The organism is Wenzhouxiangella sp. XN24 (assembly GCF_011064545.1).
Taxonomy (GTDB): domain Bacteria; phylum Pseudomonadota; class Gammaproteobacteria; order Steroidobacterales; family XN24; genus XN24.
The window spans coordinates 135400-150321 of record NZ_JAAMFG010000030.1 but is presented as its reverse complement, the minus strand read 5'-3'; the positions used below and the strand labels follow the sequence as shown (position 1 = coordinate 150321).

The following is a 14922-nucleotide window of genomic DNA, read 5'->3' as shown; positions in this document are numbered from 1 at the left end:
TGGGTCATGGTTCGGGTCAGGCCGACGCCGTGGCTCCCGCCTCGGCGTCCATCTCGGCGAATACCTCGCGGATCTGTTCGAGCGACCACTCGAGCAGCGCCTGCGGAATGCCGAGCGGCGGCGCGAGACGCACGACCGTCTCGTGGGTTTCCTTGCTGAGCAGGCCCCGGCTCATGAGCCGCTCGACGATGCTCCGCGCCCGGGCGTGCGCCGGATCGATGTCGAGACCGATGAACAGGCCGCGCCCGCGGGCTTCCCGCAGCATCGGGCTGTCCAGCTGGCGCAACTCCCCCAGCAGCCAGGCGCCCTTGGCGGCGCTCTGCGCCACCAGGTCCTCGTCCTGCAATACGCGCAGCGCCTCGAGCCCGACGGCCGCGGCGAGCGGATTCCCGCCGAAGGTGCTGCCGTGATCGCCCGGAGAGAACACCGCCATGAGATCGCGCCGCGCGAGGAACATCGACACCGGGAGGATCCCCCCGCCCAGCGCCTTGCCGAGCACCAGCCCGTCCGGCTTCACGCCCTCGTGCTCGCAGGCCAGCAGCTTGCCGGTGCGCCCGAGGCCGGTCTGGATCTCGTCCGCGATCAGCATCACGTTGTGGCGCCGGCAGATCTCGGCGCAGGCCGAGAGGTAGCCTGCCGGCGGGATGACGATCCCGCCTTCGCCCTGGATCGGCTCGACCAGGAACGCGGCGGTATGCGGGGTGATCGCGGCCTCGAGCGCCGCGGCATCGCCGTAGGGCACGGTGCGCAGGCCGGGCGGAAAGGGGCCGAAGCCTTCGCGGTACTGGCTTTCGGTGGACAGCCCGCACACGGCGATGGTGCGGCCGTGGAAATTACCCTCGCAGGCGATGATCTCGGCCTGCCCGTCCGGCACGCCCTTGGTTTTCCAGGCCCACTTGCGCACCGCCTTGAGCGCGGTCTCCACGGCCTCCGCCCCGGTGTTCATCGGCAGCGCCATGTCCTGCCCTGTCAGCGTGCACGCCAGCTCGAGGAACGCGCCGAGCCGGTCGCTGTGAAACGCGCGCGAAACAATGTTGAGGTTCCTGGCCTGCTCGATGAGGGCCGCGACGATGCGCGGGTGGGCGTGGCCGTGACTGACGGCGGAGTAGGCGCTCATCATGTCCACGTAGCGCCGGCCCTGGTCGTCCCAGACGTAGGGCCCCTCGCCCCGCACCAGCACCACGGGGAGCGGATGGTAGTTGTGGGCGCAGTAACGATCCTCGAGTTCGATCAGCGGATGCATGGCGCGCGTTCCTCGCCTTGCGGCATTCTATGCAGATGAACATAGTGTACCGTGATCAGCCGTGGCGGCCGCCACGGCCGGAAATGCTGGAAATCCCCGGTCCCTCCGGCCCGCTCGAGGCCATCGTCGAGGCGCCCGAAGGGGAACCCGCGGCGATCGCCGTGGTCTGTCATCCACATCCCCTGCACCAGGGCACGATGCGCAACAAGGTGGTGCACACGGTGGCCCGCGCGGCGAATCGGCTGGGCGCGCCGGCGGTGCGCTTCAATTTTCGCGGCGTGGGCCGGAGCGCCGGCACCTGGGACGAAGGTCGCGGCGAGACGGACGACGCCCTCGCGGTCGTGGCGTGGGCTCGCGACCGATGGCCCGGGTGCCCCTTGTGGCTGGCAGGGTTCTCGTTCGGCGCCCATGTCGCCTTGCGGGCCGCGGCCACGGCGCGCCCGGCGGCGCTGGTCACGGTGGCGCCGCCGGTGGGCCGCTTCCCGGTCGGGGAGACGCCCGCGCCCGGGTGTCCGTGGCTGGTGGTGCAGGGCGAGGCCGACGAGTTGCTGGATTACCGCGAAGTGGCGGCCTGGGCAGCAGCCCTGCAGAACCCGCCGCGACTGGAATTACTGCCTGAGACGAGCCATTTTTTTCATGGCCGGCTGGCTGAACTGCAAGGCGTCGTGCAGGATTTCCTGGGCGAGGCCGGAGAGGATATCGCGTGATCGGAAAGCTGAAAAAACTGCTGGTGGAGACACTCGGTGAAGACGACGGACAGGGCGGCGGGCACGACCTGCGCCTCGCCACTGCCGCGCTGCTGCTGGAAATGGCGCGGGCGGGCGACGACGAGACGCCCGAGGAGCGGCGTGAAGCGGAGACGATGCTGGCGCGGCACTTCGCCATCGAGCGGGATGCGGCGGAAGGGTTGCTGGCGCGCGCTGCGGACAGTCTCGAGCACTCGGTCTCGCTGTTCGAGTTCACCCGCGTGCTGAATGCCACGCTGTCGGCGGCTGAACGCCGCAAGGTGGTGGAAATGGTGGCGGAGGTGGCGGCCAGCGACGGGCATTTCGACAAGCACGAGCAGCACCTGCTGTCCAAGCTCGCCGACCTGTTGCACCTGCGGCGTGCGGAGTACGCCAGCATCCGCGCGAATGCCTTGCAACGGGGCGGGGTCGCCCCGAGGTGACGGGGCCCGGCGTCATCCGCCGGGCCCGCGCCGTCAGACCATATCCTTGAGGCCCTTGAGGGCGGTGACCTTGACGGTCTTCCGCGCCGGCTTGGCCTTGATCATGATCTCTTCGCCGGTGAAGGGGTTCTTGCCAAGGCGGGCCTTGGTGGCGGGCTTCTTGACCACGCGGACCTTCATCAGGCCGGGCATCGAGAACTCGCTTGCCGACTTCAGCGACTTCTTGATGATCGCGTTGAGTTCGTCGAATACGGCGCCCACGTCTTTCTTGGTGAGATCCGTCTTCTCCGAGATCTGCGTAATGATCTCGGCCTTGGTTGGCGCTTTCGCTACTTTTTTCGGCGCCGGGGCTGCCTTCTTCTTAACGGCCATCTGGTACTCCTGCCTTGTCGTCTTGCTGGTGAAGGGTTCGCCGCTGCGGGTGCCTGGACAATCGGTCGGTCCTCATCGACCGCATGTCCTGCCGGCGTGTCCGCCCCGGTTTGCCCGGTTTTTGCCTCAGTTCGTGTAGAACTGCTGCTTGAAACTGAATTCGTACGGCCGTTCCAGCCCCTCGGGCTGGACCGAGATGTCGAACTTGACGATTTCCTCGTTCGCCACCGTGATCTCGCCGATGTAGTAGATCGCCTCACCCTCGCGCAGCTCTCGCAGGCGGACATTCTTGACCTGCCCGAGCAGGTTGCTCGCCGCGACGTTCACGTCGGCTTCGACGGCCATTTCCTCGCTTCCTGCGTCACGGCGCAACACCGCGATGTTCAGCATGGCGCGGTTCTCCCCCCGCTGGATGCCGAAAGCGCGCGCAACCTGTGCAGGTAGCATGGTGGTCGACTGCGCGTTGAAGTGCACTATGTAGTCGCCGAAAGTCTCGGAGCTCGGCCGGGTGATCTCCCGGGCCGGCGGCGCGCCCTGCGAATCGCGTGACGCGTCCCTTCCGCAGGCTGTAGCCAGGGCCGCCAGGCAGGCGACGGCGACGGCGAACAGGGCTCTTGTTCGGCTCATCCGTTTCACCTCCGGGGTTTCAGTTACGCTCCAGCAGGGAACTATAGCTCAAGTCGACCGCCTTGCGGATATCGGCAAGGCGTTTGAGCAGGGTTTTTACAGTGTTTTTTCGCGGTCACTCCGCTGCCGGGATGTTTCAGAGCAGGTATCCCGGCACACGGATCATGATCAACAGCGCCTGCAGGCCGATCAGCACGAACAGCGGCGTCAGGTCGAGGCCGCCGATCGGCGGGATGATGCGGCGGATCGGGCGAAGCACCGGCTGCACCAGGCTCTGGATTACGTTGATGAGCGGATTCCAGTGCCCGGGACTGACCCAGCTGATGATGACGTGCACGAGGATGGCGAAGAAATACAGCCTGATCGTGCCGATGATGATGCGCAGGACCGCGTAGTAAGTCAGCGTCAGGGGGTCGGTCACGGTGCCGACCGCCATGAACTGGAGCATGGTCGTGACGAGCAGTTGCAATATCAGCAGCGCGACCAGCGGCGACAGGTCCACTCCCCGCCAGCCGGGCACGACGCGTCGCAGGGGCCGCACCACCGGGTCGGTGATCCGCAGGATGAACTGCGACAGTGGATTATGGAAATCCGCCCGCACCCACTGCAGGAGAAACCTGAGGATATACGCGATCAGGTAAAGGTCCAGCAGTGTCTTGATGACGAAAAACAGCGCGGCGTTCATGTCGCGGGAAGTCTCCGGTGGTGGGCGGGGCCGGCGGAACCCTGTGTCGGGCCGGCTCCCTTTTTAATCGTCGCCCAGTCGTTCTGCAAGTTCGCGGGAGCGTGTCGCCGCCTGTGTCAGCGCGGCGCGCACGAGTTCACGCAAGCCGCCTTGCTCCAATGTGCCGACCGCGGCCTCGGTCGTGCCGCCGGGTGAAGTGACGCGCCGGCGCAGGACGGCGATGTCCTCGCCGCTCTCGATCGCCATGCGGGCCGCGCCGAGCGCGGTCTCGACCGCCAGCAGGCGCGCGAGCTCCGGATCGAGGCCTGCGGCTGCCGCCGCGTCGGCCATCGCTTCGGTGAGCAGGAAGAAATACGCAGGCCCGCTGCCCGACAGCGCCGTGACGGTGTCCATCTGCATTTCGTCGGTGATCCAGCTCACCGAGCCGACCGCGCGCAGGATGCTCTCGGCCAGTTCGCGGTGATTCGCGTTCGCGCCCGGGCCCGCGCATAGCACGGTCGCGCCGCAGCCGAGCAGCGCCGGCGTGTTCGGCATCGCACGGACGACCGGGACCGTATCGCCGAGCCAGCGCGCGAGGTCGGCGCTGCGGATCCCTGCGGCGATGGAGACGGCCAGCGCCCCGGTGCCCGACAGGGCCGGCGCCAGGTCACGCGCGACGGCTTGCAGGACTTGCGGCTTGACGGCCAGCAGGACGACGTCGGCGCCGGCCGCCGTGGCGGCGTTGTCCGCGGAGACGGCGACCCCGAAGTCCCGTTGCAGTGCCGCGCGACGTTCCGCATCGGGCTCCGCGATGCGCAGCCGTCTTGCAGGCACGCCGTCGGCGAGCAGCCCGCCGACGATGCTGCGCGTCATGTTGCCGCCGCCGATGAATGCGATCAGGGTGTCTTTCATGATCCTGGGCAAAGAATAGCGGATCGCGCCGTTACGTGGGACGTGGGCCGAAGATGGCGGTGCCGACGCGCACCAGCGTCGCGCCCTCGGCGATCGCCGCCTCGAGATCGCCGGACATGCCCATCGACAGCGTGTCGAGCGCGAGCCCCGCGGCACAGAGGCCGGCCTGGAGTTCGGCGAGCTGCCGGAACCAGGCGCGCTGTCGCGCCGGGTCATGTTCGGGCGGGGGCACGGCCATCAGCCCGCGCAGCCGCAGTCGCGGCAGGGCGGCGATGCCGTGGGCAAGCTCCGCGGTGGCCGCCGGGGAGACGCCCGACTTCGAGGCCTCGTCGCCGATGTGCACCTGGATGCACACGTTCAGGGGGGCGAGGCTCTCCGGGCGCTGCCGCGAGAGTCGCTGGGCGAGTTTCAGCCGGTCCACGCTGTGCACCCAGTCGAAGCGCTCTGCGACCGCGGCGGTCTTGTTGGATTGCAGGGCGCCGATGAAGTGCCAACGTGCCGTCGCGGGGCCGAGGCCGTCCATCTTGGCCAGGGCTTCCTGCAGGAAGTTCTCGCCGAAGTCCTCCAGTCCCGCCGCCCGTGCTGCGCGCACCGCCTCGAGGGATTGCCGCTTGCTGACGCCAATGAGACGCACTTCGGCGGGCGCCCGGCCGGCGGCCGTGGCCGCCCGGGCGATGCGTTCGTGCACCGCCTCGAGCCGTGTCGCGATACTGCTTTCTGAGAACCCCGTCATATTCCCCGGAACCATGTTATGTATACTTCGGAAAACAGTCGCCGCCGGGCGGCAAGCGCCTGACAGGGCAGCAATTCAAGGGATCGACGATGGCCGTAGACATCGAGCAGCTGCTCCGTTTTTCCGTCAAGAACGGCGCCTCGGACCTGCACCTCTCTTCCGGGGTGCCGCCCATGATCCGCATCGACGGCGACGTCAAGCGCATCAACATGCCCTCGCTGACGCACAAGGAAGTGCACAGCATGGTCTACGACATCATGAACGACAAGCAGCGCAAGGACTACGAGGAGTTCTTCGAGACCGATTTCTCCTTCGAGATCCCCGAGCTGGCGCGCTTTCGCGTGAACGCGTTCAACCAGCATCGCGGGGCGGGGGCGGTGTTCCGCACCATTCCGTCGAAGATCATGACGCTCGACGACCTGAATGCGCCGAAGATCTTCAAGGACATCTCGATGTACCCGCGCGGCATCGTGCTGGTGACCGGGCCCACGGGCTCCGGTAAATCGACCACGCTGGCGGCGATGATCGACCACGTCAACGACAACCGGCCGGATCACATCCTCACCATCGAGGACCCGATCGAGTTCGTGCACGAGAGCAAGAAGTCGCTCATCAACCAGCGCGAGGTCCACCGCGACACGCTGGGTTTCGCCGAGGCGTTGCGCTCCGCCCTGCGCGAGGACCCGGACGTGGTGCTGGTCGGCGAAATGCGCGATCTCGAGACCATCCGCCTGGCGCTGACGGCGGCCGAGACCGGGCACCTGGTGTTCGGCACGCTGCACACGAGTTCCGCGGCCAAGACGATCGATCGCGTGGTGGACGTGTTCCCGGCCGGCGAGAAGGAAATGGTGCGCTCGATGCTCTCCGAGTCATTGCGCGCCGTCATCAGCCAGACGCTGCTGAAGAAGATCGGCGGCGGGCGGGTCGCGGCGCACGAGATCATGATCGGCTCGGCGGCGATCCGGAACCTGATTCGCGAAGGCAAGATCGCGCAGATGTACTCCGCGATCCAGACGGGCCAGGCGCTCGGCATGCAGACGCTGGACCAGTGCCTGCAGGACCTGCTGCGCAAGGGCCTCGTCAGCCGCGAGGAAGCGCGCTACCGGGCCCAGAACAAGGAAACCTTCTGAGGTGTCCCCCATAACAATCACTCGCACCGGGGTCTGCTGATATGGAACGCGATCAGGCGATCAGGTTCATCCATGAACTGCTGCGGAAGATGGTCGAGGTCGATGGTTCCGACCTGTTCCTCACGGCGGGTTTCCCGCCGGCGATCAAGATCGACGGACGCGTCAAGCCGGTCACCGACCAGCCCCTGACGCCGCAGCAGAGCGCCACGCTGGTGCGCTCGATCATGAACGATCGCCAGACCAAGCAGTACGACGCGACCAAGGAATGCAACTTCGCGATCGCGCCGCCGCGCATCGGGCGCTTCCGCGTCAGCGCGTTCATCCAGCAGGGCGCCAGCGGCGCCGTGATGCGCACCATCAACACCAAGATCCCGACCATCGAGGAACTCGAGCTGCCGCCCGTGCTGAAGGACGTGGCGATGACCAAGCGCGGCCTGGTGCTGATCGTCGGCGGCACCGGCAGCGGCAAGTCCACGACCCTTGCCGCGATGCTCGGCTACCGCAACGACAATTCGAAGGGCCACATCATCACCATCGAGGACCCCGTCGAGTACGTCCACACGCACAAGAACTGCGTGGTGACGCAGCGCGAGGTCGGGATCGACACCGAGTCCTGGGAGGTGGCGCTGAAGAACACCCTGCGCCAGGCGCCCGACGTCATCCTCATCGGCGAGATCCGCGACCGGGAGACGATGGAGTACGGCATCCAGTTCGCCGAGACCGGCCACCTGTGCCTCGCCACCCTGCACGCCAACAGCGCCAACCAGGCGCTCGACCGCGTCATCAACTTCTTCCCGGAAGACAAGCGCGACCAGCTCCTCATGGACATGTCGCTGAACATCAAGGGCATCATCGCGCAGCGGCTGCTGCCGCGCTCGGGCGGCGCCGGGCGGATCGCCGCCATGGAGGTCATGCTGGCCTCGCCGCTGATCTCGGACCTGATCTTCAAGGGCGAGGTCCACCAGCTCAAGGAAGTCATGGCCCGCTCCACCCGTCTCGGCATGAAGACTTTCGACCAGGCGCTGTTCGACCTGTTCGAGGACGGCAAGATCTCTTACGAGGATGCCCTGCGCAACGCGGATTCGCGCAACGAGCTGCGCCTCCGCATCAAGCTCGAGAGCAAGCGCGAATTCAAGTCCGGCGACGACGGTTCCGAAAGCTTGCGCCTCGCAGAAGAATCGAAGACACAAAACTATGGCCGAGACATCTGACAACCTGGTGCCGCCACCCCCGGCGGTGTTCAAGCTCAGGCCCTACCTGAAGCTCATGGCCGACAAGTCGGCCTCCGACCTGTTTTTCACGCCCATGGCGCCGATCAAGATCAAGATCGAGGGCCAGATCGTGGCGGTGGGCAAGGACATCATGTCGGTCGAGGTGATCAACGAAATCGCCATGTCGATCATGACGGACGCCCAGAAGCGCACCCTGGAGCGCGAGCACGAACTGGATTTCGCGATCTCCGAGCAGGGCCTCGGCCGCTTCCGCGCCAACGTGTTCCGCCAGCGGGGCAACCTCGCCATCGTGCTGCGCTACATCACGCTCGAAATGCCGCGCCTCGACGAACTCGGCCTGCCGCGGGTGCTGAAGGAGCTGTCGCTGAAAAAGCGCGGCCTGTTGCTGATGGTCGGCGCGACGGGTTCGGGCAAGTCCACCACCCTCGCCGCGATGCTGAATCATCGCAACGAGACCTACAGCGACCACATCATCACCATCGAGGACCCGATCGAGTTCCTCCATCCGAACAAGAAATCGATCATCAACCAGCGCGAGCTCGGCTGGGACACGCATTCCTATGCGCGCGCGCTCAAGAGCGCGATGCGCGCCGCCCCCGACGTGGTGCTGATCGGCGAGATTCGCGACCAGGAGACCATGGAGGCCGCCATCACCCTGGCCGGCACCGGGCATCTGGCCATCGCGACGCTGCACGCCAACAACGCCTCCGAGACGCTCGACCGGATCATCAACATGTTCCCGCAGGGCCAGCACCGCCAGGTGCTGATGGACATGTCGCACTACCTGTCGGCGATCATCGCGCAGCGGCTGATCATCGGCACCGACAACAAGCGCGTCGCGGCGGTCGAAGTGCTGCTCAACACGCCGCATATCGCGGAGCTGATTTCCCAGGGCGACATCGGCGGTATCAAGCAGGCCATCCGCGAGACCAGCCAGGGCGACATGCAGAGCTTCGACCACTCGCTGTTCAAGCTCTTCAAGGAAGGCCGCATCGACCTCGAGCGGGCGCTGGCCTACGCCGACTCGAGCGTGGACCTCGAGGCGCGCATCAACTTCGGCTAGCGCCGCCGCGGGGTCGTATCCGCTATTTCAGTTTCAACGCCGCGACGGCCAGCGCCGCCCAGCCAACCATGAAGGCGACCCCGCCGATGGGCGTGATCGCACCGATCCCGCGCACGCCGGTCAGCGCCATCACGTAGAGCGAGCCGGAAAACAGCACGATCCCCGCGAGAAAGGCCCAACCGGCCACGTGCGCCGCGACGGCGCCCGTCTGCTGGATCATCCACGCCACCGCGAACAGCGCGAGGGCATGAAACATCTGGTAGCGCGCGGCGGTCTCGAAGACCTCGAGCATGCGCGGCTCCAGCTGGGCCCGCAGCGCATGCGCGCCGAATGCGCCGGCCGCGACGCTGAGGCCGCCGAGCAGGGCGCCGAGGATGACATAGGCTTTCATCGGTGTGTTCCCTCGATCGCGTAGTGCGTGGTGCGAGGCACACAGCATATGACATTTGTCACTCGTGATCCCTGAGGCGCGTCACTGGGCGGCCGCAGGACCGCTGCGCAGAATGAGGCTGGACCATACGGGGAGCAGCTCATGTCCAAGTCACCGGTCGCCGTATGTCGCGGCGTGCGCCACACTTACGGGAACACTCAAGCCCTCGACGGCATCGACCTGGTGCTGGCGGCGGGCGAGGTAACCGCCCTGCTGGGGCCGAACGGGGCCGGCAAGACGACATTGATTCACCTGTTGCTCGGGCTGTTGCCGGTGCAGGCGGGCACGGTACGGCTGTTCGACGACCGTTCGCCGTCCGACCCGGCCTGCCGGACGCGCATCGGCACGATGCTGCAATCCAGTGGCGTGCAGGGCAACCTGGAAGTGGGCGAGCTGTTGCAGCTGTTCGCCAGTTTCTACGGCGCCACGGACCCCTTCGATGCCTTGGTCGAGGAAGCCCGCCTGCAGGGGCTCGAGCGGCGCCGCTATGACCGCCTGTCCGGCGGCCAGCAGCAGCGCGTGCTGTACGCCCTCGCCGCCGTCGGCGGCCCCGACTGGATGATTCTAGACGAGCCGACCACCGGCCTGGATCCGGCGGCCCGGCGCCAGGTGTGGCGGGCCATCGAGGCGCGCCGCGCCGCCGGCGCATCGATTCTCCTGTGCACCCATTTCATGGACGAGGCCCGGCGCCTGGCGGACCGCGTGGTCGTGCTGGACCGCGGACGGATCCTGCACCAGGGCCCCGTGGACTCGGTCGGAGACGATCTCGAGGCAATGTATTTCTCGCTGACGATGGAGGAGGTGTCGTGATGGCGGCGAATCCCGCCATGCGGCTGATGGAGGCGCAATGGCTCAACCTGGTGCGCACGCCCGCCTATACCCTGCCTACGCTGTTGTTCCCCGTGATGTTCTACAGTTTCTTCGGCCTGCTGATGCTGCCGGGACAGTCGCTGTGGCTGCTGTGCACCTTCGCGACCTTCGGCGTGATGGGGGCGGCGCTGTTCGCCTTCGGCGTGGGCATCGCCATGGAGCGCGCGCAGGGCTGGTTGTTGTTGCTGCGCGCGTCGCCCGCGCCGATCTACGCGGTGATCGCCGGCAAGGTGTTCGGCGCCCTGCTGTTCAGCCTGCTGATCGTAGTGATGATAAGTGCGCTGGCGGCCGGCTTCGGCGGCGTGCGCCTGCACACCCACCAGTGGTTCGCGCTGGCGGCGGTGCTGGTGGCCGGCGCCCTGCCGTTCTGCCTGATGGGGCTTGCCATGGGTCTCTGGCTGAAACCGAGTGCCGCCCCGCCGGCCGTCAATCTCGTTTACCTGCCGCTCGGTTTCCTCTCCGGGCTGTGGATTCCCGCCACGCAGCTGCCGGCCGGCTTGCAGGCGCTCGCCGTATGGCTGCCGCCGTATCACCTCGCGGCCCTGGCGCTCGACGTCACGGGCGCAAAACCCGCCGACTGGGGCGTGGCGCTGGCCAACCTTGGGGCGTTCACGGTGCTGTGCGGCGCGGCCACCGTGCTGGGCTGGCGACGGCTGGACGGCGCGGGACGCTAGCGGCAGATCCATGAAAAACATGACCGCAATCGGCGTGTTGCTCGGCCTGCTGGTACTGGTGGTGTTGTCGCTGCCCGGTCCCGCCCCGAGCGGCGCAGGGTCGCCGGTGACCGCCATCATCGACGTGCGCCTGTTCGACGGCACGGACTTTCTCGAGGATGCCACCGTCATCCTCGCGGATGGCCGGGTGCTGGCCGCCGGTCATGACATCGAGGTGCCCACCGGCGCCACGGTGATCGACGGGCGCGGCAGGACGGCGCTGCCCGGGCTGATAGACGCTCATGCGCACGTGTTCGGCGCGGCGCGGGAGGACGCACTGCGTTTCGGTGTGACCACCCTGCTCGACATGTTTCGCATGCCGATGGATTCGGTGCAGGTCCGCGCGGAGCGCGAGTCGCTCTCCGCCACCAAGCGCGCCGACCTGTTTTCGGCCGGCTACCTGGCGACGGTGCCGGGCGGGCATGGCACGCAGTTCGGTTTCCCGGTGCCGACGCTGAACGACACGGATCCCGCGGAGTGGGTTGCGGCGCGGCTGGAGGAGGGCTCCGATTACATCAAGATCGTCATCGAGGACGGCTCGAACTGGGGCCGCGAGCTGCCGACGCTCGCGCCGGATACCGTGCGCGCGCTGGTGGCCGCGGCGCATGCGCGCGGCGTGCTCGCAGTCGCCCACGTCTCGACCTACGCGGCGGCCCGTATGGCGCTCGATGCGGGGGTGGACGGGCTGGTCCACCTGTTCGTGGATGCGCCGGTGGATGCGCAATTTATCGCCGCGGCGCAGTCGGCCGGGGCCTGGATCATGCCGACCGCGACGGTGCTGGCCGCGAGCCACGGGCACTCGGGGGCTGCCGAGCTCAGCGAGCACCCGGTGTTGGGCGCGCGGCTGTCGCCGATGCAGGCGCAGACGCTCGGCCAGGCGTTTCCCGGAACCGCGGCGCGCCGGGACCGCTGGCCGATGGTCCTGGCGGGGGTGCGGGCCCTGCACGAGGCCGGCGTGCCGCTCCTTGCGGGGAGCGATGCACCCAACCCCGGCACGGCGCACGGGGCGAGCCTGCACCATGAGCTGGCGCTGCTGGTCGAAGCAGGCCTGGCGCCGATCGCGGCCCTGCGCGCAGCCACCTCGAATCCTGCGCGCGCCTTCGGCCTGCCGGACCGGGGATGCCTGCAACCAGGCTGCCGGGCCGACCTGTTGCTGCTGGAAGGCGATCCGCGCGAGGATATCGACAACACGGCGCGTATCGAGAGGATATGGAAGAACGGCCATCCCGTGATGCTGAAATCGTCCGCGGCGCGCCTGCGTTGAGTGCCCGGGCGACTCTGCGGGCGCTGCACCAGCGCCTCGTGCCGCCTGAATCGGACCAGGGGTGGACGGCGTACCTCTGGCTCGTCTACCTCGGCTTCTTTTTCGTCGCGTGGTTTTTGCGCCCCGTCGGTCCGCTGGAGATAATCCTCGGTGCGGCGAGTATCGTCTTGTTCCTGGCGCTTTATTTCAGCGCCTTTCGCCGCCGCGGCAGCGCGGCCCTGTGGCACGTTGCGGCGATCGCCGCCCTGGCGGTGGCATGGAGCCCGGTCAACCCCGGCGCCAGTGTGTGGTTTATCTTCGCCGCCAGCTTCGCTTACCGTGTCGGCCCGCCGCGCACCGCGGCCGTCGTGGTCGCGGCGGTTGTGGGGCTGGCCGCCGTCACTGCCTGGGTGTTCCAGCCGATGCTCGCCTTCTGGCTGCCCGGGGTGTTCGTCAGCGTGATCATCGGCGCCGCCAACATTTTTTTTGGCGAACAGGGGCGGCGCAATGCCGAGTTGCGGCTCAGCCAGTCCGAGGTGCGGCGCCTGGCGCGCGTGGCGGAGCGCGAGCGCATCGCACGCGACCTGCACGACGTGCTCGGCCACACGCTGTCGCTGATCGCGGTGAAGAGCGAGCTGGCCGAACGGCTGGTGGCGCGGGATCCGGCACGCGCGCGGGAGGAGATCGCCTCGATCGGCGTCACGGCCCGGCGCTCGCTCGCCGAAGTGCGCGAGACCATCAGCGGTTTCCACGAGCAATCGCTCGACGAGGCGCTGGAGCAGGCGCGCCTTGCGCTGCGTGCCGCCGATGTCGAGCTGGTGCTGGAGCGTGATCCCGGGATCGCGTTGCCCCGCTGCAGCGAGGCGATGCTGGGACTGGTCATCCGTGAGGCGGTGACCAACATCATCCGCCACGCGCGCGCCCGTACCTGCACCCTGTCGCTGCGACGCAGTCGCGCCGGCGAACCCGGGGGAGAGGTCGTCATCGAGATCCGCGACGACGGCCGCGGCGGCATCCGTGGGGGCGGCAGCGGCGTGGAAGGGATGCGCGCGCGCCTCGAATCGATCGGCGGCGCGCTGGACGTCGTCGCGGGCCACGGCGGCCACCTGGTCGCCCGCCTGCCGGTGGGTGAAGAATGATCCGCCTGTTGCTGGCCGAGGACCAGGCACTGCTGCTCGGCGCCCTTGCCGCGCTGCTGGACCTCGAGCCCGACCTCGAGGTGGTGGGGCGCGCGTGCGATGGCAATGCGGCCCGGGCGCTGTTTCTCGAGCATGCGCCCGACGTGCTGATCACCGACATCGAAATGCCCGGGGCCACCGGCCTGGAGTTGGCCGAATGGGTGCGCGCGACGCGGCCGCAGGCCGGCGTGCTGGTGCTGACCACCTTTGCGCGGCCCGGCTATCTTCGCCGGGCGCTGGAGGCGGGCGTGCGCGGCTACCTGCTGAAGGACACGCCGGCGGAGCGCCTCGCCGACGCGGTCCGGCGCGTGCACCGGGGGGAGCGGGTGATCGACCCCGAACTCGCTCTGACCGCCTTCGACAACAAGGATCCGCTGACCGATCGCGAGCGGCAGATCCTGCGCCTCGCCGGCGAAGGCCTTGGCAACGCCGAGATCGGCAAGCGGCTGCACCTCGCCGACGGCACCGTGCGCAACTACCTGTCGGAGGCGATCGGCAAGCTCAATGCGGACAATCGCATCGAGGCATTCCGCATCGCGCGCGACCAGGGCTGGCTGTAGCCGCGCGGCCTCAGTCGAAACTCAGCGCGCCGAAGGTGCAGTCCCACGGGCCGTTGAAGCCGTCCGGGCAGGTGTAAGTGCCGAGGAACAGCAGGTCGGGACTCATCAGCGCGCCGGCCAGACCGGCATTGCCGGCGGAGTCGACGAAGTCGCCGCGATACATGCCGAAGGCCGCGTCCAGGACGTCGAAATACAGCGTCGCGGCGAAGCCGTCATCCGCCACGGTGTCGCACCGTCCGCCGCCGCACAACGCCGCGCTGCCCTGCACGAACGCCGGACGCCAGTCGTCGTACGCTTCGAGTCCACGCCACTGTCCATCGAGGTCACTGAGGAACCAGCCGGGCAGGCCTGTCGCCCCGCGCTCGAGCACGGCGAACTCGAACAGGTCGTTCACCACCAGCAGGTGACGCCGCGCGGGATCCGAGAGCAACCGGAGCCAGGTGCCGTCGCTGAGCCTGCCCTCCCAGGTGCCGGTGCCGGTTGGCCAGATCTGGCCGGAGACGCTCGAGGCGAAGCCGTTCACGGCCTCGCGCGTGATGCGATCGCCGCACACCTGCCATTCCAGGGTGAACAGCGCACCGGTGTCGTCCTCCATGGCGCCGAACCAGTGGCCGTCGAAGCCGAGATCGGGGCCCACGCAGTCGACCACGATCACTTCCGTCTCGCTGTCGCAGCCGGCCAGCGCCACCAGTGCCAGCAATACGGCGCCGATTCTCAGGTATTGAGCCATGTCGTCCTCCCGGTTCACGTCGGGGCAGTCCCTATGGGAGAAGAGTGTGCAGGG

18 protein-coding genes are annotated in these 14922 nt (G+C 67.8%); 10 read left to right on the top strand and 8 right to left on the bottom strand.

Going from position 1 to position 14922, the window contains the following annotated elements:
* Positions 1-16: 16 nt before the first annotated feature.
* Positions 17-1243 (bottom strand): ornithine--oxo-acid transaminase, encoded by a 1227-nt coding sequence (gene rocD, locus G6032_RS06910; RefSeq protein ID WP_165281407.1) that lies wholly within the window; start codon positions 1241-1243, stop codon positions 17-19.
* Between the two features lie 35 nt (positions 1244-1278).
* Here rocD and G6032_RS06905 point away from each other — a divergent pair, with 35 nt between their 5' ends.
* Complete coding sequence (locus tag G6032_RS06905; protein ID WP_206211853.1) at positions 1279-1950, top strand: alpha/beta fold hydrolase; 672 nt, start codon at positions 1279-1281, stop codon at positions 1948-1950.
* Positions 1947-2411, top strand: a complete 465-nt coding sequence (locus G6032_RS06900; protein WP_165281406.1) for a TerB family tellurite resistance protein — start codon at positions 1947-1949, stop codon at positions 2409-2411. The genes G6032_RS06905 and G6032_RS06900 overlap by 4 nt, the downstream gene beginning before the upstream one ends.
* A gap of 33 nt (positions 2412-2444) precedes the next feature.
* Here G6032_RS06900 and G6032_RS06895 read toward each other — a convergent pair whose 3' ends face one another.
* The 5 genes from G6032_RS06895 to G6032_RS06875 all read right to left on the bottom strand — a co-directional run bounded on the left by G6032_RS06895 (position 2445) and on the right by G6032_RS06875 (position 5719).
* The gene (locus tag G6032_RS06895; RefSeq protein WP_165281405.1) at positions 2445-2783 is read right to left on the bottom strand and encodes an HU family DNA-binding protein; all 339 of its coding nucleotides are present in this window, start codon (positions 2781-2783) and stop codon (positions 2445-2447) included.
* A gap of 126 nt (positions 2784-2909) precedes the next feature.
* Positions 2910-3410, bottom strand: a complete 501-nt coding sequence (locus G6032_RS06890; RefSeq protein WP_165281404.1) for a DUF4426 domain-containing protein — start codon at positions 3408-3410, stop codon at positions 2910-2912.
* A 136-nt stretch (positions 3411-3546) separates the two neighbouring features.
* Positions 3547-4095 (bottom strand): YggT family protein, encoded by a 549-nt coding sequence (locus G6032_RS06885; protein ID WP_165281403.1) that lies wholly within the window; start codon positions 4093-4095, stop codon positions 3547-3549.
* 63 nt (positions 4096-4158) lie between these two features.
* Positions 4159-4986, bottom strand: a complete 828-nt coding sequence (gene proC / locus G6032_RS06880; protein WP_165281402.1) for a pyrroline-5-carboxylate reductase — start codon at positions 4984-4986, stop codon at positions 4159-4161.
* A gap of 31 nt (positions 4987-5017) precedes the next feature.
* Entirely contained in the window at positions 5018-5719 is a 702-nt protein-coding gene (locus G6032_RS06875) for a YggS family pyridoxal phosphate-dependent enzyme (protein ID WP_165281401.1), read from the bottom strand.
* 89 nt (positions 5720-5808) lie between these two features.
* Between G6032_RS06875 and G6032_RS06870 the strand changes: the two genes are divergently transcribed.
* Genes G6032_RS06870 through G6032_RS06860 form a run of 3 tightly spaced genes read left to right on the top strand, consistent with a single transcriptional unit; the run spans position 5809 to position 9144 of the window.
* Positions 5809-6849, top strand: coding sequence for a type IV pilus twitching motility protein PilT (locus G6032_RS06870; protein WP_165281400.1), 1041 nt, complete (start codon positions 5809-5811; stop codon positions 6847-6849).
* Between the two features lie 41 nt (positions 6850-6890).
* On the top strand, positions 6891-8060 hold the full coding sequence (locus tag G6032_RS06865) for a PilT/PilU family type 4a pilus ATPase (protein WP_165281399.1): 1170 nt from the start codon (positions 6891-6893) through the stop codon (positions 8058-8060).
* A complete protein-coding gene (locus G6032_RS06860) occupies positions 8044-9144 on the top strand; it encodes a PilT/PilU family type 4a pilus ATPase (RefSeq protein ID WP_165281398.1) in 1101 nt (366 codons plus the stop codon). Before G6032_RS06865 ends, G6032_RS06860 begins: the two co-directional genes overlap by 17 nt.
* Positions 9145-9166: 22 nt before the next feature.
* Here the strand turns inward: G6032_RS06860 and G6032_RS06855 are convergent, their stop codons facing one another.
* Positions 9167-9535: a DUF423 domain-containing protein gene (locus tag G6032_RS06855; protein ID WP_165281397.1), complete on the bottom strand. Its 369-nt coding sequence runs from the start codon at positions 9533-9535 to the stop codon at positions 9167-9169.
* A 141-nt stretch (positions 9536-9676) separates the two neighbouring features.
* On the opposite strand from G6032_RS06855, the gene G6032_RS06850 reads away from it, so the two are divergent.
* From G6032_RS06850 to G6032_RS06830, 5 genes are read left to right on the top strand one after another with little or no spacing between them, the layout of a single operon-like run.
* On the top strand, positions 9677-10384 hold the full coding sequence (locus G6032_RS06850; RefSeq protein WP_165281396.1) for an ABC transporter ATP-binding protein: 708 nt from the start codon (positions 9677-9679) through the stop codon (positions 10382-10384).
* Positions 10384-11118, top strand: a complete 735-nt coding sequence (locus G6032_RS06845; RefSeq protein ID WP_165281395.1) for an ABC transporter permease — start codon at positions 10384-10386, stop codon at positions 11116-11118. Before G6032_RS06850 ends, G6032_RS06845 begins: the two co-directional genes overlap by 1 nt.
* 19 nt (positions 11119-11137) lie before the next feature.
* Positions 11138-12421: an amidohydrolase family protein gene (locus tag G6032_RS06840; protein ID WP_165281394.1), complete on the top strand. Its 1284-nt coding sequence runs from the start codon at positions 11138-11140 to the stop codon at positions 12419-12421.
* The gene (locus G6032_RS06835; protein ID WP_165281393.1) at positions 12367-13539 is read left to right on the top strand and encodes a histidine kinase; all 1173 of its coding nucleotides are present in this window, start codon (positions 12367-12369) and stop codon (positions 13537-13539) included. Before G6032_RS06840 ends, G6032_RS06835 begins: the two co-directional genes overlap by 55 nt.
* Positions 13536-14138 (top strand): response regulator transcription factor, encoded by a 603-nt coding sequence (locus G6032_RS06830; RefSeq protein WP_165281392.1) that lies wholly within the window; start codon positions 13536-13538, stop codon positions 14136-14138. Before G6032_RS06835 ends, G6032_RS06830 begins: the two co-directional genes overlap by 4 nt.
* A 10-nt stretch (positions 14139-14148) precedes the next feature.
* On the opposite strand, the gene G6032_RS06825 is transcribed toward G6032_RS06830, so the two are convergent.
* Entirely contained in the window at positions 14149-14868 is a 720-nt protein-coding gene (locus G6032_RS06825) for a hypothetical protein (RefSeq protein WP_165281391.1), read from the bottom strand.
* Positions 14869-14922 lie beyond the last annotated feature (54 nt).

Excerpts from the sequence above, each read along its gene's own strand:
- G6032_RS06835 (WP_165281393.1), top strand. The coding sequence starts at position 12,367 with ATGGAAGAACGGCCATCCCGTGATGCTGAAATCGTCCGCGGCGCGCCT.
- G6032_RS06840 (WP_165281394.1), top strand. The coding sequence starts at position 11,138 with ATGACCGCAATCGGCGTGTTGCTCGGCCTGCTGGTACTGGTGGTGTTG.
- G6032_RS06855 (WP_165281397.1), bottom strand. The coding sequence starts at position 9,535 with ATGAAAGCCTATGTCATCCTCGGCGCCCTGCTCGGCGGCCTCAGCGTC.
- G6032_RS06885 (WP_165281403.1), bottom strand. The coding sequence starts at position 4,095 with ATGAACGCCGCGCTGTTTTTCGTCATCAAGACACTGCTGGACCTTTAC.
- G6032_RS06830 (WP_165281392.1), top strand. The coding sequence starts at position 13,536 with ATGATCCGCCTGTTGCTGGCCGAGGACCAGGCACTGCTGCTCGGCGCC.
- proC (WP_165281402.1), bottom strand. The coding sequence starts at position 4,986 with ATGAAAGACACCCTGATCGCATTCATCGGCGGCGGCAACATGACGCGC.
- G6032_RS06895 (WP_165281405.1), bottom strand. The coding sequence starts at position 2,783 with ATGGCCGTTAAGAAGAAGGCAGCCCCGGCGCCGAAAAAAGTAGCGAAA.
- G6032_RS06875 (WP_165281401.1), bottom strand. The coding sequence starts at position 5,719 with ATGACGGGGTTCTCAGAAAGCAGTATCGCGACACGGCTCGAGGCGGTG.
- G6032_RS06865 (WP_165281399.1), top strand. The coding sequence starts at position 6,891 with ATGGAACGCGATCAGGCGATCAGGTTCATCCATGAACTGCTGCGGAAG.
- G6032_RS06890 (WP_165281404.1), bottom strand. The coding sequence starts at position 3,410 with ATGAGCCGAACAAGAGCCCTGTTCGCCGTCGCCGTCGCCTGCCTGGCG.
- G6032_RS06860 (WP_165281398.1), top strand. The coding sequence starts at position 8,044 with ATGGCCGAGACATCTGACAACCTGGTGCCGCCACCCCCGGCGGTGTTC.
- rocD (WP_165281407.1), bottom strand. The coding sequence starts at position 1,243 with ATGCATCCGCTGATCGAACTCGAGGATCGTTACTGCGCCCACAACTAC.
- G6032_RS06905 (WP_206211853.1), top strand. The coding sequence starts at position 1,279 with ATGAACATAGTGTACCGTGATCAGCCGTGGCGGCCGCCACGGCCGGAA.
- G6032_RS06870 (WP_165281400.1), top strand. The coding sequence starts at position 5,809 with ATGGCCGTAGACATCGAGCAGCTGCTCCGTTTTTCCGTCAAGAACGGC.
- G6032_RS06845 (WP_165281395.1), top strand. The coding sequence starts at position 10,384 with ATGGCGGCGAATCCCGCCATGCGGCTGATGGAGGCGCAATGGCTCAAC.
- G6032_RS06850 (WP_165281396.1), top strand. The coding sequence starts at position 9,677 with ATGTCCAAGTCACCGGTCGCCGTATGTCGCGGCGTGCGCCACACTTAC.
- G6032_RS06825 (WP_165281391.1), bottom strand. The coding sequence starts at position 14,868 with ATGGCTCAATACCTGAGAATCGGCGCCGTATTGCTGGCACTGGTGGCG.